This window comes from Lysinibacillus capsici (assembly GCF_020217405.1).
Taxonomy (GTDB): domain Bacteria; phylum Bacillota; class Bacilli; order Bacillales_A; family Planococcaceae; genus Lysinibacillus; species Lysinibacillus capsici.
The window spans coordinates 658,301-681,694 of record NZ_CP084108.1; the positions used below are offsets into that span (position 1 = coordinate 658,301).

Here is a 23,394-nt window from a genome sequence, read left to right on the forward strand (position 1 = left end):
TTTTTTTTTTGTATATGTTTATTTTATAAATGTGTATTGAAATTGATAATCATTATCAATATAATGATAAGTAAATATGTGTTCTGAAGGAGACGAAGATGAATTTTGATGCCTATATGCTTCTTTGGCAAAATGCATTTATCCAGTTGAAGCAAATTGATTACATAAATAAATCAGACATTCATGTGTCAAAGGTTTTAACATATAGCTCGTTTCTTATTGTCACAGCAGGCGGTGCACAGATTGTCATTGATGATCAATCTTATCATGTGCAGCGCTTCAGTATTTTTCATATCGGAAAATCTCAATGTCTTCACATTAGGGGACAGCAAAGTGTTAGCTATTTTCTCATTAGCTATAAGGGAGATGTCATGTACAAAGATGCCTTTATACAGCATTTGCACATGCACTATCAACCATTTCAAACGCATTTCTCTTGTGTACCCGCAAATCCGATAGTCATTCACAGCATCCTTCAAGATATGTATAGCAAATGGCAATCTGGCTCTATACAGGAGCATTTATCTGTAAGGGCGTCCTTCTTTGAAATTATCTATCATGTCTTTCGAGAATTAGCAGAAGGACAAGGAAAACCACATGAAATTGATAAGGCGGAAGCCGCACGATTATTTATAAAGCAACACATTCATCAACCACTGTCTATCCAGACATTAGCAGATATGCTTCAGGTTAGTACACGGCATTTATTACGCATCTTTAAAGCCCGCTATGAAATAGGTCCACAAATATATTTACAACAATTGAGAATAGAGCAGGCTAAGCAGTATTTATTAACCAATCAATATGGCATAAAAGAAATTGCCATATCTCTTGGATTTGAAGATGAATATTATTTTAGTCGTGCTTTTAAAAAAGCAACAAATCTGGCTCCAAGTAGCTTTAGGCTGAAATATGCATCTAATATGTCCGAAATTGCCATTACAAATGAGAATCATTTTCAATACAATAATAATCAGCTCGCGCAAGCAAAACGATTTGAGAATGGAGAAAATGAAATCATGATGAAGAAGATGATTCACCATATAAAGCTTCCTTTTTTATTAAGCCTGTTCGTTTTATTAACAGCGTGTAATGAAGAGACAAGCCAATCTAAGATTGATGAACCAACATCGCCCGAGAAGGCAGAGACTAGAACCGTAACAGATGATAGTGGACGCGAAGTAGAAATTCCAATGAAGGCAGAGAGAGTCGTAACTGATTGGTATCTGGGACAAATTTTAGCGTTAGATGTTGTACCAGTCGGAGGCGTAACGGCTAACCTTGATTATGCTGCTTTCTTAAAGCAACACTATAAGGATGGTGAAATTACGAATATTGGTACAGATGGTAAGGTGTCATTAGAAAAAGTTTTAGAATTAAAGCCAGATTTGATTATTACTTGGAATGTAGAAGATGTAGCAAAGTATGAAAAAATTGCCCCAACAATTGTTTTCGCTGAAGATGCCCATCAATCAGCGACTGAGGAGATTAAGGCAATGGGGAATTACTTAGGAAGACAAGCAGAGGCTGAGGCTTTTACAAAAGAATTTGAAGATGGGATCGCCAAAGCTAAAGAAAAAATCATGGATGTGATTCCAAAGGGATCTACATTTACTATTTATGAAATGTTTGAAAAAAATGCAACGATTATAGGGAAATCTAGTGTTTCGGGCGGTAGAGCACTCTATCAAATTTTAGACATGAAGCCTCAAGAAAAGGTGCAGGAACTGTTTGAGACAAAGGAAGGAAATAATGGACGCTATGATATTTCCTATGAGGTAGTAGGTAACTATGTAGGTGACTATAACTTCATGGTTAATTTCTTTAACAAAGAAGGCCAGTTGCCAGCAACATGGACAAACTTAGATGTCGTTAAAAATAATCAAGTATTAGAGCTTCCATCTGAATATTATTTTGCCTCTGACCCACTCTCTGGCTTACACCAAGCTGAAGAACTAGCTGACAAAATAGTTAAATTTACAAAGGCTCATCAACAATAACTGAGATAACAGGAAGAGCTATTGTTGATAGCTCATTTATAGATACGTAAAACGAGATCACAATAGGAGGCTACACCATGTTATTACGGCGATTTTTTTCATATTATAAGCCCTATAAAGGTTTATTTATTTTAGATTTTAGCTGTGCCATATTAGTGGCATTAATAGAGCTTGCGTTTCCGATTGTTTTAAATAAAGTAATTGATGATATTCTGCCAGATGGGGAATTAAAGTGGATTATTATGGCAAGCTTATTGCTGTTTGCATTATATATTTTTAACTCCATTCTACATTTTATCGTTTCGTATTGGGGACATATGCTGGGCATTAATATTGAAACAGATATGAGAAAAGAATCCTTTAGTCATGTGCAAAAGTTATCCTTTCGGTATTTTGATAACAACAAAACAGGGCATCTTGTTTCTCGTTTAACAAATGATTTGATGGATATTGGTGAACTTGCTCACCACGGTCCAGAGGATATCTTTATTGCAGCTATGACGATTATTGGAACATTTGGTGTCATGTACTATATTGATCCAACCTTTACGATTCTTATTTTCTTACTTGTACCGATTATCTTAATCTTAACCATTATTTTCGGAAAATTAATGTCCAAGGCATTCCGTCAAATGTTTGGAGATATTGCAGATTTTAATGCACGTGTTGAAAACAATGTAAGTGGTATTCGTGTTGTACAAGCTTTTACAAATGAAGATCATGAGATTAAACGCTTTAAAGTAAATAATGAAAGATTCCGTATGACAAAGCTTTTTTCCTATAAAGTAATGGCTTGGAATGAAGCAATTTCAGGCATACTCACGAAGGTATTATCACTCTTTACTTTATTTGTTGGGGCTTATTTTGTATTAAATGGGCATTTAACAAATGGTGATTTTATCGCATTTATTTTACTTTCAGGTATTCTCTTAGGACCAATTAACAAAATCAATATGTTTATAGAAAGCTATCCAAAGGGCATGGCAGGATTTAGGCGCTATATTGAATTCCTCGAAACGGAGCCCGAAATTGCGGACCGTCCAGAAGCGAAAACAATCGATGAAATTGATGGTGAAATTACTTTTTCTAATGTATCGTTTGGCTACGCTGCCAATAATCGTGCCTTACATCAAATTAATTTAAAGGTACGTCCTGGTGAAACGGTTGCCTTAGTAGGACCTTCTGGTGCAGGGAAATCTACGATCTGTAGCCTATTGCCACGTTTTTATGAGGTGAATGAGGGTTCCATTAAGATTGATAGTGTTGATATACGAGACTTTAAACTGCAATCTTTACGTTCGCATATCGGGATTGTCCAGCAAGATGTCTTTTTATTCGATGGTACCATTCGTGAAAACATAGCCTATGGTGATTTAAATGCCAGTGAAGAAGATATTTGGTATGCCGCACAACGAGCACAATTGACGGATGTAATCAATGCTTTACCAGAGGGGATGGATACACTCATTGGTGAACGTGGTGTCAAATTATCAGGCGGACAAAAACAAAGATTATCAATTGCACGTATTTTCTTAAAAAATCCAAAAATCTTAATACTAGATGAAGCAACATCTGCATTGGATACAGAAACAGAACAAGCTATCCAGCAAGCCTTAAACGAGCTTTCTATCGGTCGTACTACATTAGTGATTGCCCACCGTTTAGCAACGATTAAGGATGCAGACAGAATTGTTGTGGTATCGAAAAAGGGCATTATTGAAGAAGGCACACATGAGCAACTAATGGAACGCCAAAATGCTTACTATGGCTTGTATACAGCCCAATTTGGTTTACAAATGTAAAAGTAATAGCATTCTCAAAAATGAAAGGAAGTTAAAAATGTCAGTACTAGAAATAGATCATGTTGCGATTGGTTATTCCTCAGCGCTCATCGTCAATGATTTAAGTGTGGAGATTCCGAAAGGCCAAATCTCCACGATTATTGGTCCTAATGGTTGTGGCAAGTCTACTTTATTAAAGGCTGTTGCACGTGTATTACGCACACAAGATGGAGCTGTCTATTTAGATGGCAAAGCTATACATCAATTAAAAACAAAAGAAGTGGCCAAAAGAATGGCTATTTTACCTCAAACAGCAACAGCACCAGGAGGATTAACGGTTTTTGAACTGGTTTCCTATGGTCGTTTTCCTCATCAAGTAGGGTTTGGTACATTGCAAAAGGAAGACTATGAATATATCCATTGGGCTATTGATGTTACGGGGCTAAGAGAATTTAGTGATCGACCAATCGAAGCATTATCAGGTGGGCAGCGTCAGAGAGTATGGATAGCTATGGCATTGGCGCAAGGCACGGATATTTTAGTACTGGATGAACCAACAACTTATTTAGATTTAGCACATCAGCTCGATATTTTATTGTTGCTACAAAAACTAAATAAGGAAGAAGGACGAACAATTATCATGGTTTTACATGATTTAAATCATGCATCACGGTTCTCTCATTTTATGATGGCCATGAGAGACGGCAATTTAATGGTGAATGGTAGTCCAAAAGAAGTGATGACAAAAGAAAATTTACAAAGGGTATTTAATATCGATGCAGAAATGGCTGTATGTCCCTATAGTGAAAATCCAATCTGCCTATCTTATCAGTTGTATGATATGAAAAAATAAAAGCTAGTTGGAAGTTATGAGGAGGAAATAAAATGACTACGTCGACAGGAGTAGGAGAGCTCCACGATTTAGAAGAGCTACAGAAGCGATCTCATCCGATCCGTGGAGTAGTGGCTTTAATCGTAGGAGTAATTGGATTAATAGTTGCCATTGGCTTATCAATTTCTTTTGGTGCAGCAGATATTTCATTGGGTACTGTTTGGACCGCAGTTACCCATTTTTCACCAGAATTAACAACACATCAAATTATCCATGATATTCGCTTACCACGGGTACTTGGAGCAGCGTTAGTCGGTGCAAGCTTCGCGGTAGCGGGTGCGATTATGCAGGGGATGACACGTAACCCTTTAGCTGACTCAGGGTTATTAGGCTTGAACTCAGGAGCTGCCTTTATGTTAGCCGTATGTTTTGCCTTTTTCCCTGGGCTACCCTATATGTATTTAATTTTATGGTCCTTTGTAGGTGCAGGTCTTGGTGTGGCCATCGTTTATGGTATTGGCTCGCTTTCTAAAGGTGGCTTAACACCTATGCGACTAGTTTTAGCAGGAGCTGCTGTTAGTGCATTACTTGGAGCGCTCGGAGAAGGGATTGCTCTTTATTTTCGTATCGGACAAGACCTCGCATTTTGGTATGCGGGTGGTGTTTCGGGCACAAAATGGAGCCATCTACAAATCTTATCTCCATGGATACTTGTTGCAATGATAGGAGCTCTTATCCTATCGCGTTCCATCACCGTACTGAGCTTAGGTGAAGAAATTGCAGTCGGGCTAGGGCAACGTACTGCTGTGGTTAAAATATGGGGAATGATCATTGTTTTAGTTTTAGCGGGTGCAGCAGTTTCTGTTGTCGGTGCGGTTGGTTTTGTAGGATTAATTATCCCTCATTTAACCAGATACATAGTTGGTCATGATTATCGCTGGATCATCATTTGTTCCTTGGTATATGGAGCATTGCTTGTTGTGTTAGCTGATTTAGTAGCACGTGTTATTAATCCACCTTATGAAACACCCATTGGTGCGCTCATAGCCTTTATTGGAGTACCATTCTTCCTTTATTTAGCTCGAAAAGGAGGGAAAGAACTATGAGTAACAGCTATTTAACACCAAGTCAGCTGAAGGCGAAAAGGAAAAATTTTTCCATCCTTGCTACGCTCATTGTGTTAATCGTTATTACCTTTGTCATAAGTATGAATACAGGTGTCATTAAACTGACACCATTAGAGGTTCTTCGGACTCTTTTTGGTCAAGGTGACGCACAACAGCAGCTTATCTTATATGAATTCAGACTTCCTAGAATTGTGATTGCTGTATTAGTAGGTATGGGTTTAGCTATATCAGGCGCTATTTTACAGGGTATTTCTAAAAATGCCTTAGCAGACCCAGGAATCCTAGGGATTAATGCGGGAGCCGGTCTAGCCGTTATGCTCTATGTGTCATTTTTTCCAACTACGAAAGCAGCACCTGTTTATTTACTGCCGATACTGGCTTTTGTAGGAGCAGGTTTGACAGCTGTACTGATTTATTCACTTTCTTATCGACGCCATGAGGGGATTACACCAATGCGTTTAATTTTAACTGGGGTAGCTGTGGCAGCAGGGATTAGCTCGGCTATGATTGTGCTAACACTACGTCTATCACCAGAGAATTATCAATTTGTAGCAACATGGTTAGCAGGTAGCATTTGGGGCTCAAATTGGAGATTTGTTCTGTCGTTATTACCATGGTTAGTTATCTTATTGCCATTCGTCTATTCAAAATCACGTGTATTAAACATATTGAATTTAGGTGAATTAACAGCAGTAGGACTAGGTGCCTCGATTGAAAAAGAGCGACGCTGGTTGTTGGCTGCTGCTGTTGGTTTGGCTGGAGCTAGTGTTTCTGTAAGTGGTGGTATTGGTTTCGTAGGACTTGTTGCGCCACACTTAGCTCGACAGCTTGTTGGGGCCAAACACCAGTTTTTATTGCCAACTGCAGCATTATTAGGAGGATTTTTAGTGTTAATGGCTGATACAATTGGTCGTTCCATTTTAGAACCTTCAGAAATTCCAGCAGGGATTGTGGTAGCAGTTTTAGGAGCACCCTATTTCTTGTATTTACTAGCACGATTAAAAGAGTAAATAGCACTTTTTTCTTTGTGTGTAAATAGTATGGTCATGAGAGGAAAGAATAGACTGTTATTAGATTAATTCTTGTCAAACAGTTTACGTTTGAATAGATTAGAAGGGGATGGAGAAGAGGAAATGTCAGAGGAACTATATGATGTAACGATTGTTGGTGGTGGTCCAGCAGGGCTTTATACTGCTTTCTATAGTGGAATGCGAGATTTAAAAACGAAAATTATCGAGTATAGCTCACAACTAGGTGGTCGTATGTTAATATATCCTGAAAAAATGATTTGGGATGTAGGTGGAGTAACACCTATTTTAGGTGGTCAGCTTATCAAACAACTTGTGGAGCAAGCTGAAACCTTTGATCCAACGGTAGTCTTAAATCAAAAAGTGGAAAAATTAGATAAGCAACAGGATGGAACATTTATTTTAACATCCTCTACAGGAGAAAAGCATTATTCCAAAACGGTTATTTTAGCAGTAGGCTATGGCGTCCTTTCTATGCAAAAGCTTGAAATTGAAGGAGCGGATCGCTACGAAGTAACGAATTTACATTATACAGTTCAGGAATTAGAAATCTTCCGAGACAAGCATGTGTTGATTTCAGGTGGTGGTAATTCAGCGGTTGATTGGGCAAACGAGCTAGAGTCAATTGCCGCAAGCGTCACGATTGTTCATCGTCGAGATGATTTTGGTGGACATGAAAAAAATGTCTTACGTATGAAAGAATCCTCTGTTCATGTAAAAACGCCCTATGAGGTCGTTCAATTGCATGGGGACGGTGATTTAATTCAATATGTATCCATTGTCAATAAAGATACCGATGAAATGGAACGAGTAAAGGTAGATGCTGTCATTGTAAATCATGGTTTAAAATGTGATTACGGTGCGCTTGAAGAATGGGGATTAAACATCCAGGATGGCGTAGCGATTGTTAATGAGAATCGGGAAACGAACGTAGCAGGTATCTATGGAGCTGGCGATTTTATTGATCATCCTAGTAAAGTTAGACTAATAGCTGGTGCATTTACGGATGGAATACTAGCATTAAATAGTGCAAAACTATACTTGGAACCAGATGCACCGAAAGTAGCCTATGTATCTTCACATAATATTCGCTTTAAAGAGCGAAATGAGAAAATTGGGTTAATAGACAATGATTATCGTGAAGTTCGAGGTTAGGTATTAGGGATAGTTTGCTTTTAATATTTTTTACTTGAAAATAATAAAATGCCTATGCTATACTTCAAAAGTATGCAACGTGTACATATGTAGCTGACGTTCCACTTCGACACAAATTTTGTAGTCGACATATTCGGGCTATGTAAGGTACAGTTCGATAATACTCTGTTCCAGATGGTTCAGGGCGAGAGGAGAAAACGAATATGAAACAAGGAATTCATCCAGACTACAAAGAAGCAACAGTAACTTGCTCTTGTGGGAACACTTTCAAAACTGGTTCAGTAAAAGAAAACATCGTTGTCGAGTTCTGCAACGAATGTCACCCATTCTACACTGGCCGTCAAAAATTCGCGTCTGCTGATGGTCGCGTGGATCGTTTCAACAAAAAATACGGTCTTAAAAACTAATGTTAGTTTAATACCTGCCAAGCATGCGCTTGGCAGGTATTTTTTTCAGTAAATAATACACGTTGATGCAAGTCTTTTCAAAATCCAGATTGACACAAAGAAAGGGAGAAGACAAAATGGCACAGCTATATTTTAAACATGGTGCAATGAATAGTGGGAAGTCAATAGAAATTCTAAAAGTTGCCCATAATTATGAAGAACAACAAAAACCTGTAATGATGTTTACTTCAGGTCTAGATACGCGTGATGATGTGGGTTTTGTTTCCAGTCGAGTAGGTTTACGACAACAAGCCATTCCTGTTTATGAAGATACAAATATTTTTGAAATAGTGAAAACGAATGCTGTCAAACCTTATTGTGTGCTTGTGGATGAAGTTCAATTTCTAAAAAAAGCACATGTTTTACAGCTAGCTAACATTGTAGATAAATTGGACATACCCGTAATGGGCTTTGGTTTAAAAAATGATTTTCAAAATGAGCTATTTGAAGGTAGCCAGTACATGCTTACATATGCAGATAAAATTGAGGAAATGAAAACAATTTGCTGGTTCTGTCATAAAAAAGCAACAATGAATTTGCGAGTAGATGAAAGTAGAAAGCCAGTTTACACAGGAGATCAAATTCAAATCGGTGGCAATGATTCGTATTACCCTGTTTGCCGAAAATGTCATGCAAATCCACCGCTTTAAAGCTAAGTAGCTTGTTACAGCGCTAAGAAAAAGTAGCATACATGTGAAAATTTCCTTATACTAAGTAGTGGAAATAAGAAATGAAAAAACCATTACGCCTTAGCGTAATTTTGATGAAAGCGGCTTCTCTATTAAAAAGAAGCAACTTAAAAAACTAAATAGAGGTGAAATCCATGTTTGATCGATTACAGGCAGTGGAAGATCGTTATGAAAGGCTTACTGAGCTTTTGAGCGATCCGGATATTGTTAATGATAGTAAGAAATTACGCGAATATTCTAAGGAACAATCAGATATCCAAGAGACAGTAGATACTTATCGTGAATATAAAAGTGTGAAAGAACAGCTAGTAGATACACGAGAAATGTTAGATAGCGAAAAAGATCCTGATATGCACGAAATGGTAAAGGAAGAATTTAACCTTTTAAAAGCACAGCAGGAAGAGCTAGAAGAGCGATTACGTATTTTATTAATTCCAAAAGATCCGAATGATAATAAAAACGTTATTATGGAAATCCGTGGGGCAGCTGGTGGTGACGAGGCTAATATTTTTGCAGGTGACTTGTTCCGTATGTATTCTCGCTATGCAGAAACACAAGGCTGGAAAATTGATATTATGGAAGCTACACCAAACCCAATGGGTGGCTATAAAGAGGTAATCTTTATGATTAATGGACAAGGAGCCTATTCAAAATTCAAATTTGAAAATGGCGCACATCGTGTACAACGTGTCCCTGCTACAGAATCACAAGGCCGAATTCATACATCAACAGCAACAGTTGCTTGCTTACCTGAGGTTGAGGAAGTGGATGTTGAAATCCATGAAAAAGATATCCGTGTAGATACATTCGCATCTTCTGGTGCGGGTGGTCAATCTGTAAATACAACGATGTCTGCTGTTCGTATGACCCATTTACCAACAGGTGTTGTGGTTTCGATGCAGGATGAACGTTCACAAATTAAAAACCGTGAAAAAGCAATGAAAATTCTTCGTGCTCGTGTTGCAGATATGTATATGCAGGAAGCGCAAAAAGAGATTGATGCTACACGTAAATCAGCTGTTGGATCTGGTGATCGCTCTGAGCGAATTCGCACATACAATTATCCACAAAACCGCGTAACCGACCACCGTATCGGCTTAACGATTCAAAAGCTAGATCAAATCGTTGAAGGCAGACTAGACGAGATTATCGATGCTCTTATTTTAGAAGAACAAGCATCGAAGTTAGAGCGTTTAAATGATGACTTATAAAAATGTGATGGAGGCCCTTGAGTGGGCTTCTTCTTTTTTAGTGGATAATGGTTGTGAACAAACAGCAGCGCGGATTGTTATGCAACATGTGCTTGGTACTAGTTATGGAGAAGTTATGTTGCATTTGCAAGATGAATTAACAGCAGCACAGCAAATGAAATTTATTGAGCTTATAGAAGAACATGCCAATGGACGCCCTGTCCAATACTGTGTTGGGTATGAGGAGTTTTATGGTCGTTCATTCTTAGTCGATGAATCTGTCTTAATACCACGACCTGAAACAGAGGAATTGGTACTTGGAACAATTAATCGACTACCTAAATTATTTACAAAGCAAACATTGAAGCTGGCTGATATCGGTACAGGTAGTGGAGCCATTGCTATTTCAATGAAGCTGGAATGTCCAGCATTATCGGTCATAGCTACCGACTTATCAGAAGCTGCACTAGCAACTGCTCAAAAAAATGCAAAGCGATTAGAGGCAGATATTGATTTTAGATTGGGAGATTTAGCTGATCCACTTGCAGGAGAAAAATTTGATATTGTTTTATCGAACCCACCGTATATTGCATTTAATGAGGCACAAGCAATGTCAAGCGTTGTGCTAGAGCATGAGCCGCATAGCGCCCTCTTTGCAGAGGAAGATGGTCTTATGTTATATAGAAAATTAGCTGAACAATTACCAGCTTATATGAATAGGCCAGCGTTGATTGGATTAGAAATCGGTTATACACAGGGGGAGAAAGTAGCCAAATTCTTTCAAGATAGTTTTCCACAGGCGACAGTTTCAGTAGAAAAGGATATTAATGGTAAACCTCGAATGATTTTTTGTGAGCTACATGTATAAAGTTTCTTAATCTTGCCAACAATGTTGAGCAAGGAGGGATTTTTATGTTGAACGAATACAAGATTATTAGATTACCTAAACAAAATATCTTTCTAGCTTTTGCTAGACTAGTATTAATTGCGATTGTTTTACAGTTATGTGTTTTATATATTCCAACATTAGTAGGTTTGGCGAAGGAATCTTCCGTTGATGTGCAAGAAAAAGATTTTCGTATACGTGTTATTGCAAACAGTAACACTGCACAAGATCAGCTAGAGAAACAGCAGCTTGTTCAAGATTTAAAGCCATACTTTCTACAAGTAGGTACTGCTGGATTTGCTGGGAATGAGCAAATACTTTCGTTAAAACAACAAATTGAAGCTGAACTGAGTGAAAATTATCCACAATTGGATACACAGGTTGTTGTTGGGGATAATTTATTCCCACCCAAAAGACAAGGTGCTGTACTTTATCCACAAAATGTCTATCAATCAATTGTTGTAAAGATTGGTGATGCACGTGGAGATAACTGGTGGTGCAGTATCTTCCCATCGATCTGTGAGCCTGATAAAGAAGAGGTAAAAGAAGAAGTAGAAGAAAAAGAACAAGTTACATTCTTTATATGGGAATGGATAAAAGGACTTTTTGAATGAATTGTGCACAAATTCAGACAACTTATACACATTTTTTAATAAGTTATAAACAATATGTGGATAATTCAGTAAAAACGAATAATTGAAGGTAGGTATTAATCATGAAAACTGTTTGTAAGGTTGTGGACAGTAATGTGAATAGTCAGATTAATTATACACAAGCTGTGGATATCTTAAATGCAGGAGAGGTAGTCGCATTTCCAACAGAGACGGTTTATGGCTTAGGAGCGATTGCCACAAATGATCTGGCAGTTAAAAAGATATTTGAAGCAAAAGGTCGACCTTCAGATAATCCTTTAATTGTCCACGTTGGTACAAAAGAGGAAGTAGCGATCTATATCGACCATATTACTGACATAGCTAAACAATGTATGGATTTATTTTGGCCAGGCCCATTAACACTAGTGATGCCAGCAAAGCCAAATGTCTTAGCTAAAAGTGTCACAGCTGGGTTATCAACAGTAGGCATTCGAATGCCTGATCATCCAGTAGCGCTCGCCTTACTACAACAGCTCCAAAAACCACTTGCTGCACCAAGCGCTAATCGTAGTGGAAAGCCAAGTCCTACAGAAGCCGTTCATGTTTTAGATGATTTAGAAGGGTACATACCTTATATTTTAGATGGAGGTTCTACAGGCATAGGGCTTGAGTCTACTGTACTAGATGTGACACATGAACCTCCAGTAATTTTACGTCCAGGTGGCATTACGAAGGAAATGCTTGAGGCTAAGATTGGCCCAGTGATTCAACCAACTAAAATAGAACAGAAGCTAGACGCAACGCCTAAGGCACCGGGAATGAAATATACGCATTATGCACCAAATGCTCCCGTGTATTTAATAGACTGTGATGTTGAGAAAGTCAACGAAGCTGTTCTACATTTACAGAGACAAGGACATCGTGTAGCACTACTTGCACCTGAGAACTTTGAGGAAATTAAAGTGGATTTTTACTTCTCTATAGGTGAAGCAGGAAGTAAAGAAGAAATGGGTGCGGCCTTATATAATGCACTTAGAGCATGTGATAAAACTACCGCTACCGTAATATTAGCAACAACTACTTCGATAGAAGGAGTAGGTGCAGCTATTATGAATAGACTTGAAAAAGCCTCTGGAGGTAAATGGTATTCATTGTAAATAATAATTGAACAATTATAGGCAAAAGACATTGAAGCACCACATGTTTTTTGTCTTTTTTTGTCCAATTAGTATATGTTAAAAATGAAAAACAATAGTAAACAGTTATGATAATAATGTATTTTCGAGCATAAAATGATAAAATATTAGGGAGCGAAGGAGTGCATTCTTGCAGGGAATTCTTGCAGGTATATTAACGTCTGTTGATGTGATTGGTCTATATGTTTTGCTGCCAAATGTTAGATATCGATTATTTTTATCATTATGGACGGCTGCATTACATATGCTTTTTCCTTTATTAGGATTTGAATTAGGAAATTATTTAGTTCGATTTCTATTAGAATGGGGACAATGGATTTCAAGTATTTTATTATTTTGTATTGGTATGCATTTATTATTATTTTCTCACAGAGATGAAAAAGTAACGATTTCACCTGTACTTTTAGCTGTGACTGCAAGCCTAGACACCTTTTCAGTTAGTGTTTCTTTTGGTATGCTTAACTTAGAAAAAACGATTTTTATTATGAGTGCAGGCTTAAGTGCATTAATTTGTGCTTATGGGTCATTAGTTATAGCACGTAGAAGCCAAGTCTTTTTTGGCAATAAAATTCAAGTAGTTGCTGGCATGATATTTATAATCATGAGTATTCTAGCTATTCAACAATAGATAAAATTGGAGAGTGATAAGTGTGAAAATATTATTTGTTTGTACAGGCAATACTTGTCGCAGTCCGATGGCAGAAGCTATTTTAAAACATAAACATTTAAACAATGTAGAAGTGCGCTCAGCGGGTATTTATGCGATGCCTAATGCACAAATGTCAGCACATGCACAACAAGTGTTAAATGAAGCCCAAATGTCCCATGAACATTTTGCGACGCAATTATCACAAGCTGAAATGGCATGGGCAGACTTAGTTTTAACGATGACGACTGCTCACAAAGATACCATCATTTCCAATTATCCAGAAGCTGAGCATAAAGTATTTACATTGAAAGAGTATACAAATGAGGGCAGTTTAGAAAATGTAGTGGACCCTTATGGTGGTAATAGCGCAATTTACGAAGCAACATTTACAGAATTAAAAGAACTGGTCGATCAATTAATACAAAAACTAGAAATGAATTGAGGGGTCCTATGAAAAAACAATTTGGTTTACGACTAAAATTGGTGTTATTTGTTAGTGTTCTTGCACTAATCACCTACAGTGTCAGCTTTATATTCATTGAGTTTTTACAACCTACCTTCTTCCCTGACACAAATCGTAAAGTTTTTGAAGTGATTACGTATGCGTTAGGCATAACTTGGTCAGGGATATTAGCTGCCTTTTTAAGTGTAATCCTCATCAAGCCTTTACAGCAGCTTGAACATTCAGCAACACTTGTGGCGGAAGGAAAAATAGGACAGGATGTACAAATGCCTAATACAAATGATGAGATTCGATCTGTTGCAGAGGCATTCCAACAAATGGTGTTAAACTTACGTCAAATGGTGGAAAGTATTGATCATAACTTCCAACAAACGAATCAATCGATTATCCAGCTTTCAGATGAAGCAGGAGTGGCAACAAGAAAGGCAGAAGGCATTGCGTCTACCGTAAAGCATATTTCTACAGGAGCAGAAGCATCTGCGACAGCTGTACAAGATACTGCTGAAGCGATTGAAGATGTAAGAACGCTTGCAACAGAGGTAAATAGTAGGGCAGAGGCATCAGCATCACAAACTAAAGAGATTCTACATAATTTATCGACAACAACAAAAGCCATTGAAACATTAGTGAATAGTATACAACAAATTGCGACAGGCAATAATGAGGCATTAAAAAGCATTCATGCGCTAGAAGAGAATGCTGGACAGGTAGAACGAATAATTAGCTTAGTTGGTGATATTGCAGCACAAACCAATCTGTTGGCACTAAACGCCTCTATAGAAGCTGCTCGTGCAGGAGAACATGGAAAGGGCTTTGCAGTAGTAGCTGAAGAAGTCCGTGGTTTGGCTGATGAAAGCGCAAAAGCAGTGCAAGGAATTACAGCTTTAATTCAAACCATGCAGCAAAACGTAGAAGTAGTTGTGAAACAAATGAACGAGCAAGTTGCCTTTGCAACAAAGGAAGCCGATCGAGTTTCTGAAACAACAACAGCAGTAGAAAATATGGCTTCTAATGTACATGAAATGGCAACATCAATTGTTGAAATTTCTTCTTTAATCGAACAGCAAATGCATAATATTGAAACGACAGCTAGACAATCACAAGAAGTTGCTGCCATTGCGGAACAAACGTCAGCAGGTGCACAGGAAGTTCGTAGTGCAGCTGAAGAGCAAGCCTATGCAATTGAACAAGTCGAGCATCTGGCTCAAAGTTTGAAAAAGCAATCAGAAGCATTGCATAAAATGATTCAACAATTTGATAGACAAGCGTAGTCCTGGAGGTTATACATAAATCCCATGAAAAATCGGATTTATGTATAACCTTTTTTATTAAAGGATAATTTATGTCCACTGTAAGTAAAAAGCTAAAAAAACTTCAGAAGATGGAATATTACAACAAAAGACCATTATCCGAACTTATTAACATGATATTCACATTATCCACAAAAAAATAGATTTAAAAGTGAATGTTTTTGTGTTAATATACAATTAATGTTCGTCTTTCGGGAAAAATCAACGTAAAAATACAAGAAAAATCGTGTTATTCTTCAGAAAGAAGTGGTACACTAAGGTTGACTATAATTCGAAAAGAGGGAACCCAGTGAGAATAGCAATTTCTTCTGATCACGGAGGCAATAACTTACGTCGTGAGATTATGCAGCTATTAGATGAACTTCAAATTAGCTACGAAGATTTTGGTCCACAATCTGCGGATTCAGTAGACTATCCAGACTATGCAAAACCTGTATCTGAGGGTGTTGCTAACGGAGAATTTGATAAAGGCATTTTAATTTGTGGCACAGGAATTGGTATGTCCATTGCCGCTAATAAAGTCAAGGGCATACGTTGTGCATTAGTACACGATGTATTTAGTGCCAAGGCAACGCGTTGCCATAATGATTCAAATATTTTAGCAATGGGCGAACGTGTAATTGGCCCTGGCCTTGCACGTGAAATCGTACAAGCATGGCTAGAAACCGATTTTGAAGGTGGCCGCCATGTACGCCGTATTGAAAAAATTACTGAACTAGAGCAATAGTAGTTTTGTTATTCCATATATGGCATTCGTATAGGATGTCATATATGGCATGATTTTAATGGATATAGATGAAGGAGCTGAGCTTAATGGTGGTAAAACAAATACGAACACATTTGACTCAGTTACTCAGTGAATTTGAAGAGCAGGTAACATTACAACCCCATACAATTTTTGTAGTAGGGTGCTCTACATCTGAAGTGATTGGTCAGAAAATTGGCACAGCGGGAGCATTGGAGATAGCAGAAGCCATTTTTGAGCCGCTACAAGAATTTGCAGCAAAGCATCAATTGCTTTTAGCATTCCAAGGTTGTGAGCATATAAATCGAGCCATTACTATGGAAGCATCAACAGCTGAAAAATTTGGCTATGATCCAGTAGCAGTTGTCCCAGTTCGTACGGCAGGCGGCTCAATGTCAGCATATGCCTATACGCAATTTGATAATCCAGTGATTGTTGAAACAATACAGGCACATGCAGGTATTGATATTGGACAAACATTAATCGGTATGCATTTGAAAGCAGTAGCTGTACCTGTTCGAACATCGGTAAAAATGGTAGGAGAAGCTGTTGTGACGATTGCAACAACACGTCCTAAGCTAATTGGCGGAGAACGTGCAGTATATAAATAATTACCACCCTAGTGGTAGAGATGAATAACGATACTTTAGGAGGCTTTTTCAAACATGGCATATGAAAAATTAGCAGTACAAGACAAAGCAGTATTAGATGGAATTCTTGCAGAAAAAACTCGTCAGCAAGCAAATATTGAATTGATTGCATCCGAAAACTTTGTTTCCGAAGCAGTGATGGAAGCGCAAGGATCAGTACTGACAAATAAATACGCTGAAGGTTATCCTGGTAAACGCTATTATGGTGGCTGTGAGCATGTAGACGTAGTAGAAGATATTGCACGTGATCGTGTAAAAGAACTCTTCGGAGCAGAATATGCAAATGTACAACCACACTCAGGTGCACAAGCAAACATGGCTGTTTACCATACGATTCTAGAACCAGGTGACACAGTTCTTGGTATGAACCTTTCACATGGTGGTCACTTAACACATGGTTCTCCAGTAAACTTCTCTGGTGTTCTATATAATTTTGTAGAGTATGGTGTAACACAAGATACACAAGTGATTGATTATGAAGATGTACGACAAAAAGCTTTAGAGCATAAACCGAAACTGATTGTTGCAGGTGCATCTGCTTATCCACGTGAAATTGACTTCTCTAAATTCCGTGAAATTGCAGACGAAGTCGGAGCCTATTTCATGGTGGATATGGCACACATTGCTGGACTTGTAGCTGCTGGCGAACATCAATCACCAGTGCCATATGCTGATTTTGTTACATCAACTACACATAAAACATTACGTGGACCACGTGGTGGATTAATTCTTGCTTCAAAAGAATGGGAGCAAAAACTAAATAAATCTGTATTCCCAGGCATTCAAGGTGGCCCATTAATGCATGTTATCGCTGCAAAAGCTGTAGCATTTGGAGAAGCTTTACAACCAGAATTTAAAGACTATGCAAAACAAATTAAAGCCAATGCAAAGGCTTTAGCAGAAGTATTAATTGCTGAGGGTGTTGAAATTGTTTCTGGTGGTACAGATAACCATTTATTACTGCTAAATGTTAAATCTCTTGGTTTAACAGGGAAAGTAGCAGAGCACGCTCTAGATGAAGTAGGTATTACAACAAATAAAAATACAATCCCTTACGATACTGAATCTCCATTTGTCACTTCTGGAATTCGTATTGGTACTCCAGCGGTCACTTCTCGTGGCTTTAAAGAGGAAGATATGAAAGAAGTAGGAGCAATTATAGCGGCTGTTCTTAAAAGCCCTGAAGATGAAGCAGTTAAAGCAGATGCAAAAGATCGTGTGAAGGCATTAACTGATAAACATCCATTATATGTATAATCAATAGAATAATAGCTGTGTTTAAAGTACAAAATTTACTTTAAATACAGCTTTTTATTTTGGAAATAGAGGATTAAACTGTAAAAAACATCTTTTTTCTAATAAAGTAGAATAATCCCCTTATTTTTGAATAAATTTACATAAAAACGGTATAAAGGGATATATTATAGTAGGCAGAGGACAGATAGTGTCCTAGAAAAGAAGTTTTTTTTAATAAAAGTGAAAATTTAATTAAATTTTATGTACAATGGAAATGAGATTAAGGGATAGAAAAGGAGGGGTTAGATGGTCACTAAATCGTTAAACACAGATTATGATGTATTATTAAACAGCATTCGCAAATTAGGGAATAATTCGAAAGAAAGCTACGTTATTTTTGATGCGACGAAGCATCATTGCATAGTAGAGTGTAATGATTCTTTTTGTATGCTTACTAATGCAGCACGTTCACAAATTCTCAATACTGATTATTTTTCATGGCTATCAATGGATGAAAAAAAGACAACCATTGAAATGATTAAAGAAAAAATACATAACGGCATAATGGTGCAGGCGAAGCTATATCATAATGGCATCGATAAACCTCCCTTTTGGGCAGAAATACAAGCATTACCATTTTGCAATGAGGCAAATATAACGCAATTTGTTTTAGTATTTGTGAAGGATGTTACATATTATCATACGGAAGACTTCTTAATGCGTTTAGAAAATGATATGTACAGGGCAATTGAGAAGGAGTTTACTTTCGAGCAAAAGATGAAGCTTATTTGTCAAGGTCTCGATGGATTTTTTATGCCAAATATTGCGAGTATGGTGCTCATAAAAACAGAAGTAAACCAATTACAAGTTTTCATAGGAGATAATCAAACAAAGAGCGTACCAAGATGTTGTGCAAACAATGATTTCTTTAATAAGGTCATGCAATCAGAAACCTCTACTTTCATAGAGAATTTAGATGGAGTGAATATTCCTGAAGAACATAAGCAATATGCTTCGCTAGCTAAAAAGCCGCATGGATGGTTTATCCCTATACGTAATCAACAGCGGCAAGTAATAGGTGTTTTCTCGATATTTAGCCAAAAAACACAAAGTGACCAAATGCTTAAAAATTTGTTTCGAAAAATTGGTGCTCTTGTTGCATTGGCTTATTCATATGCAAGGACGCAGAAAAAAATTTGGGATTTAGCCTATACAGACATTACAACAGGTCTACCTAATCGTCACAGCTTTGTTAATACGATTGAAAGAGAAGTTCAGCAGGGTCAAAGCGGCTTTATTAAAATATTAAAACCGAGTGAATTTCATCAAGTAGTTGAATTGTATGGTCGTGAAATTGGTGACGAACTTTTAAGACAACTTGCCAAACGTCTTGAGCAAGACAAGTCAGAGAGTATTGAGTATGTTGCTAGATTTACAAGCTCTAGTTTGATTATGACTACAATGTCACTTCATGAAGATTTACATGATTATGAGATGAGAATAAAAGAAACGATTCGCCAACCTTTTATTATAGGAGGAAAGCAAATCTATATTACATTAAAAACAGGAATTGCTTCCTATAGTGATGACATTAATATTAATGATGCGATTCGTTTTGCAGATAATGCGTTATCCTTTGCAATCGATAGGCCAGGTACACATACTGAAATATTTACAACAGAGAAAAATGATGTGCTTGTACAGAAGATGACAGTCTTAAATCATTTGTCAGAAGCCATCAAAAATAAAGAAATAACAGTCCACTTACAGCCTAAAGTAGATTTACGCAATGGGGATATTCAAAGTATCGAAGCACTTGCAAGGTGGATTTCCCCAAAATTGGGTTTTGTTTCACCAGCGGTCTTTATTCCAGTAGCAGAGAGTGCTGGTAAGGTTCGAGAAATTGATGTACTTATTTTAGAGACGGTACTCTCATGGCTTTCAGAACGACAACGCCTAGGAAAGAAATTAGTGAAAATAGCAGTCAATATTTCACCGGATCATTTTTACTACACGCACTTTGTTCAGGATACACTGAAACTTGTGCGGAAGTATAATATTGACCCTAGCTATATTATCTTAGAGGTGACAGAAAATATTGGTTTAGTAGATTTTCAATCAGCCTATAAGATCATTCAAGAGCTAAAGAGCTATGGCTTTAAAACATCCGTAGATGATTTTGGCACAGGCTTTTCTTCGTTAAGCTATTTGCAACAACTACCGTTTGCTGAACTAAAGATTGATCGTAGCTTCATCAATGCTATAGAAGATCCAGCAACACTGGCTATTGTTCGCTCTATCATTCAGTTAGCATTAAATTTAGGAATGATTTCAGTGGCAGAGGGCATAGAGACAGAGGAACAGGTTGAGATTCTACGTGCGCTAGGATGCACAGTAGGACAAGGATACTTCTATTTCAAGCCAATGCCAATTGAACAATTAGATATCATCCTTGATCAGTAACATAGTTTTGACAAAAGAATAGATGACAAATGGAGTTCGCCTAAATTTATTTTTGAGGCGACTCCTTTTTTCTGTTATACTAGTTGAGATAAAAATGAATCCGAACGGTGAGGAGAGAATCCCTTTGAGCAAAGTCTATGTATTTGATCATCCACTAATCCAACACAAATTAACTTATATTCGCGACAAGAACACAGGAACAAAAGAATTTCGTGAGTTAGTAGACGAAGTGGCAACACTAATGGCATTTGAAATTACACGTGATATGCCAGTAGAGGAAATTGAAATTGAAACACCTGTAACAATCGCAAAAACAAAAGTACTTTCTGGTAAAAAACTTGCAATCGTACCGATTCTACGTGCAGGTATCGGTATGGTAGATGGTGTATTAAAGCTTATCCCTGCTGCAAAAGTTGGTCATATTGGTCTTTATCGTGATCCAGAAACATTAAAACCAGTTGAATATTACGCAAAACTTCCTGCAGATGTTGAAGAACGTGATTTCATTATTGTAGATCCAATGCTTGCAACTGGTGGTTCTGCAGTGGAGGCAATTCATTCACTGAAAAAACGTGGAGCTAAAAACATTAAATTCATGTGCTTAATCGCTGCACCAGAGGGTGTAAAAGCTATTCAAGAAGAACATTCGGATGTAGATATTTACATTGCTGCACTTGATGAAAAATTAAATGACCATGGTTATATTGTACCAGGCTTAGGTGATGCCGGAGACCGTCTATTCGGTACAAAATAAACATCCATACATGAAATTTCCTCATTTAGGAAACTAATAACTTGTGAAAGCGTCCTTCAAATTGAAGGGCGTTTCATAGTATGTGTAAGTAAGTAATCTCTTATCGACAGGAGCTGGACCTTACCATACAATAACAAAAAGGACGGTGCAGATCGCTTTGACAAAAAAATGGAAAGTAATGACAATTTTTGGTACAAGACCAGAAGCAATTAAAATGGCTCCTCTTGTTTTGGAGTTACAAAAGTATCCTAAGCAAATAGAATCTATTGTAACTGTAACAGCACAGCATCGCCAAATGCTCGATCAAGTATTAGAGACGTTTAGTATTACACCAAACTATGACTTAAATATAATGAAGGATCGCCAAACATTAATTGATGTAACGACAAATGCATTACAGGGTTTAGATAAAGTAATGAAGGAAGCACAACCAGATATCGTTTTGGTACATGGCGATACAGCAACGACTTTCATTGCAAGTCTCGCTGCGTTCTATAACCAAATTGCTATAGGACATGTAGAAGCGGGACTGCGAACATGGAACAAATATTCACCATATCCAGAGGAAATGAATCGCCAACTAACAGGCGTGATGGCAGATTTACATTTTGCGCCAACTGAAGTATCTAAAAAGAATCTTTTAGATGAGAATAAAAATCCAGCGACGATTTTTGTTACAGGTAATACAGCAATAGATGCATTAGCAACAACAGTCAGTGAACACTACACGCATCCTGTACTAGATAAAATTGGCGAGGACCGCATGATTTTATTAACGGCACATCGTCGCGAAAATCTTGGTGAACCAATGCGCCATATGTTTAAAGCGATCACTAGAATACTGGCAGAACATGAGGATGTTCAAGTTGTTTATCCAGTTCATATGAATCCGGCTGTAAGAGAAATCGCTAATGAAATTTTAGGGAATAATAAACGAGTGCATTTAATTGAGCCTCTTGAAGTATTTGATTTCCATAACTTTGCGGCAAATTCATATATGATCTTAACGGATTCGGGCGGTGTACAAGAAGAGGCACCTTCATTAGGGAAGCCAGTGCTTGTTCTTAGAGATACGACAGAACGTCCAGAGGGGATTGCAGCAGGAACATTAAAGCTAGCAGGAACAGAAGAAGAAACAATTTACGCCTTAGCAAAGGAATTACTAACAGATAATAATGCCTATGAAGCAATGGCTAAAGCGTCAAATCCATATGGGGATGGACATGCATCTAAGCGTATTGTTGAAGCATTGCTAGGATTTTTACAAAAAACTAATTAATATACTATATTTTATATTAAAAATAAGTCTAATGTACCTGTTGAAATGGGTAAGCTAATTTACGAGCATAATCTTGTCGTAAATTAGCTTTTTTTATGCATGAGAAGGTTGAGAAATTTTGAAACTATGAAATTTCATACACAAATTTGTCAACAATTTGACAAGAGTATAGAGGCTGTGAAGTTTTTCTCCTTTACCAATTGACTTCAAATATCTCCTATTGTATGCTTACAAAGGGTAAGAATGATAAGGGTTTCTGTTCATAAATAGGACGTTGAAACACTTGTTATATCAACTTTCTACTAAATTGACAGTTCAAAATAAGACTGTCGATTTGCAACGTTTTGTGCGTTTCGGTTTTTACCGAGTCGGTAAGGGGTGTAAGTTATTTTTTTGGGCATTTACACCTGTAATTGAAATGACTCTCCCATTACTATTCCGCTGTGAGTAGTGCTTTTCACTGCTCTTTTCTGATTTCACATAGTGGTCAGCAAACGTTTTCATTACTCGAAAAAATGATTCAGGAGATTACAACCAATGCTAGATTTGCATCACATTTTTGCTGTGCAGAAGAGGGCGTTATTTTTTTTGCTTGCACTCTGCGCATTAGGCTGGGGATTTACCCCCTATCAAACTGTTTTTGCGGGCATCGCAGTCGGTGCATTCTTTGGTACGTATAATTTTTGGATTTTAGTTCGGCGTATGGAGAAGTTTGACAGATCCATTAGTGAAGGGAAGAAAATAGGCTCACTTGGTACAGCGCTTCGCTTTGGATCAGGTGTTGCGGCAGTCGCAATAGCCATTACGTTGCCAAACTATTTTCACTTAATTAGCACGGTTATAGGGCTAATGATTCCGTACGTTTTTCTCTTTGTCGAGAGAATTGTGTCACATGTAAGGAACCGCTGATGTGCTTTAAATT

The 23,394-nt window shown here is 37.5% G+C and carries 22 protein-coding genes; all 22 read left to right on the plus strand.

Features of this window, described 5'->3' with window-relative positions:
* Positions 1-98: 98 nt before the first annotated feature.
* The 22 genes from LCP48_RS03160 to LCP48_RS03265 all read left to right on the plus strand — a co-directional run bounded on the left by LCP48_RS03160 (position 99) and on the right by LCP48_RS03265 (position 23,381).
* A complete protein-coding gene (locus LCP48_RS03160) occupies positions 99-2,000 on the plus strand; it encodes a helix-turn-helix domain-containing protein (RefSeq protein ID WP_009371946.1) in 1,902 nt (633 codons plus the stop codon).
* Positions 2,001-2,077: 77 nt separating this feature from the next.
* The gene (locus LCP48_RS03165; RefSeq protein WP_009371945.1) at positions 2,078-3,802 is read left to right on the plus strand and encodes an ABC transporter ATP-binding protein; all 1,725 of its coding nucleotides are present in this window, start codon (positions 2,078-2,080) and stop codon (positions 3,800-3,802) included.
* A 37-nt stretch (positions 3,803-3,839) separates the two neighbouring features.
* Positions 3,840-4,634, plus strand: coding sequence for an ABC transporter ATP-binding protein (locus LCP48_RS03170; protein WP_004269453.1), 795 nt, complete (start codon positions 3,840-3,842; stop codon positions 4,632-4,634).
* Between the two features lie 32 nt (positions 4,635-4,666).
* Positions 4,667-5,719 (plus strand): FecCD family ABC transporter permease, encoded by a 1,053-nt coding sequence (locus tag LCP48_RS03175; RefSeq protein ID WP_216485804.1) that lies wholly within the window; start codon positions 4,667-4,669, stop codon positions 5,717-5,719.
* The gene (locus LCP48_RS03180) at positions 5,716-6,750 is read left to right on the plus strand and encodes a FecCD family ABC transporter permease (RefSeq protein WP_004269455.1); all 1,035 of its coding nucleotides are present in this window, start codon (positions 5,716-5,718) and stop codon (positions 6,748-6,750) included. Before LCP48_RS03175 ends, LCP48_RS03180 begins: the two co-directional genes overlap by 4 nt.
* Positions 6,751-6,873: 123 nt before the next feature.
* Positions 6,874-7,923 (plus strand): NAD(P)/FAD-dependent oxidoreductase, encoded by a 1,050-nt coding sequence (locus LCP48_RS03185; RefSeq protein WP_004269456.1) that lies wholly within the window; start codon positions 6,874-6,876, stop codon positions 7,921-7,923.
* Between the two features lie 203 nt (positions 7,924-8,126).
* Complete coding sequence (gene rpmE / locus LCP48_RS03190; protein ID WP_004269457.1) at positions 8,127-8,330, plus strand: 50S ribosomal protein L31; 204 nt, start codon at positions 8,127-8,129, stop codon at positions 8,328-8,330.
* A 116-nt stretch (positions 8,331-8,446) separates the two neighbouring features.
* The gene (locus LCP48_RS03195; protein WP_004269458.1) at positions 8,447-9,019 is read left to right on the plus strand and encodes a thymidine kinase; all 573 of its coding nucleotides are present in this window, start codon (positions 8,447-8,449) and stop codon (positions 9,017-9,019) included.
* A gap of 173 nt (positions 9,020-9,192) precedes the next feature.
* A complete protein-coding gene (prfA, locus tag LCP48_RS03200) occupies positions 9,193-10,269 on the plus strand; it encodes a peptide chain release factor 1 (RefSeq protein WP_004269459.1) in 1,077 nt (358 codons plus the stop codon).
* Positions 10,256-11,116 (plus strand): peptide chain release factor N(5)-glutamine methyltransferase, encoded by an 861-nt coding sequence (gene prmC, locus LCP48_RS03205; RefSeq protein ID WP_009371939.1) that lies wholly within the window; start codon positions 10,256-10,258, stop codon positions 11,114-11,116. Before prfA ends, prmC begins: the two co-directional genes overlap by 14 nt.
* Positions 11,117-11,160: 44 nt before the next feature.
* Positions 11,161-11,748 carry a stage II sporulation protein R gene (locus LCP48_RS03210; RefSeq protein WP_004269461.1) on the plus strand — a complete coding sequence of 196 codons (588 nt, stop codon included), beginning with the start codon at positions 11,161-11,163 and terminating at the stop codon, positions 11,746-11,748.
* A gap of 101 nt (positions 11,749-11,849) precedes the next feature.
* Positions 11,850-12,884 (plus strand): L-threonylcarbamoyladenylate synthase, encoded by a 1,035-nt coding sequence (locus LCP48_RS03215; protein ID WP_004269462.1) that lies wholly within the window; start codon positions 11,850-11,852, stop codon positions 12,882-12,884.
* Between the two features lie 169 nt (positions 12,885-13,053).
* Positions 13,054-13,551, plus strand: coding sequence for a manganese efflux pump MntP (locus LCP48_RS03220; protein ID WP_004269463.1), 498 nt, complete (start codon positions 13,054-13,056; stop codon positions 13,549-13,551).
* A gap of 22 nt (positions 13,552-13,573) precedes the next feature.
* On the plus strand, positions 13,574-14,014 hold the full coding sequence (locus tag LCP48_RS03225) for a low molecular weight protein arginine phosphatase (protein ID WP_004269464.1): 441 nt from the start codon (positions 13,574-13,576) through the stop codon (positions 14,012-14,014).
* 8 nt (positions 14,015-14,022) lie between these two features.
* Positions 14,023-15,306 (plus strand): methyl-accepting chemotaxis protein, encoded by a 1,284-nt coding sequence (locus LCP48_RS03230; RefSeq protein ID WP_004269465.1) that lies wholly within the window; start codon positions 14,023-14,025, stop codon positions 15,304-15,306.
* Between the two features lie 328 nt (positions 15,307-15,634).
* The gene (rpiB, locus tag LCP48_RS03235; protein WP_004269466.1) at positions 15,635-16,072 is read left to right on the plus strand and encodes a ribose 5-phosphate isomerase B; all 438 of its coding nucleotides are present in this window, start codon (positions 15,635-15,637) and stop codon (positions 16,070-16,072) included.
* 86 nt (positions 16,073-16,158) lie between these two features.
* Positions 16,159-16,701: a TIGR01440 family protein gene (locus LCP48_RS03240; protein WP_004269467.1), complete on the plus strand. Its 543-nt coding sequence runs from the start codon at positions 16,159-16,161 to the stop codon at positions 16,699-16,701.
* A 54-nt stretch (positions 16,702-16,755) separates the two neighbouring features.
* A complete protein-coding gene (glyA, locus tag LCP48_RS03245; RefSeq protein WP_004269468.1) occupies positions 16,756-17,997 on the plus strand; it encodes a serine hydroxymethyltransferase in 1,242 nt (413 codons plus the stop codon).
* 285 nt (positions 17,998-18,282) lie between these two features.
* Entirely contained in the window at positions 18,283-20,439 is a 2,157-nt protein-coding gene (locus tag LCP48_RS03250) for an EAL domain-containing protein (RefSeq protein ID WP_225340678.1), read from the plus strand.
* A gap of 124 nt (positions 20,440-20,563) precedes the next feature.
* Positions 20,564-21,193 (plus strand): uracil phosphoribosyltransferase, encoded by a 630-nt coding sequence (gene upp, locus LCP48_RS03255; RefSeq protein WP_004269470.1) that lies wholly within the window; start codon positions 20,564-20,566, stop codon positions 21,191-21,193.
* A gap of 157 nt (positions 21,194-21,350) precedes the next feature.
* A complete protein-coding gene (gene wecB, locus LCP48_RS03260) occupies positions 21,351-22,472 on the plus strand; it encodes a non-hydrolyzing UDP-N-acetylglucosamine 2-epimerase (RefSeq protein WP_004269471.1) in 1,122 nt (373 codons plus the stop codon).
* Between the two features lie 537 nt (positions 22,473-23,009).
* The gene (locus LCP48_RS03265) at positions 23,010-23,381 is read left to right on the plus strand and encodes an ATP synthase subunit I (protein WP_009371933.1); all 372 of its coding nucleotides are present in this window, start codon (positions 23,010-23,012) and stop codon (positions 23,379-23,381) included.
* The last annotated feature ends 13 nt before the right edge of the window (positions 23,382-23,394 follow it).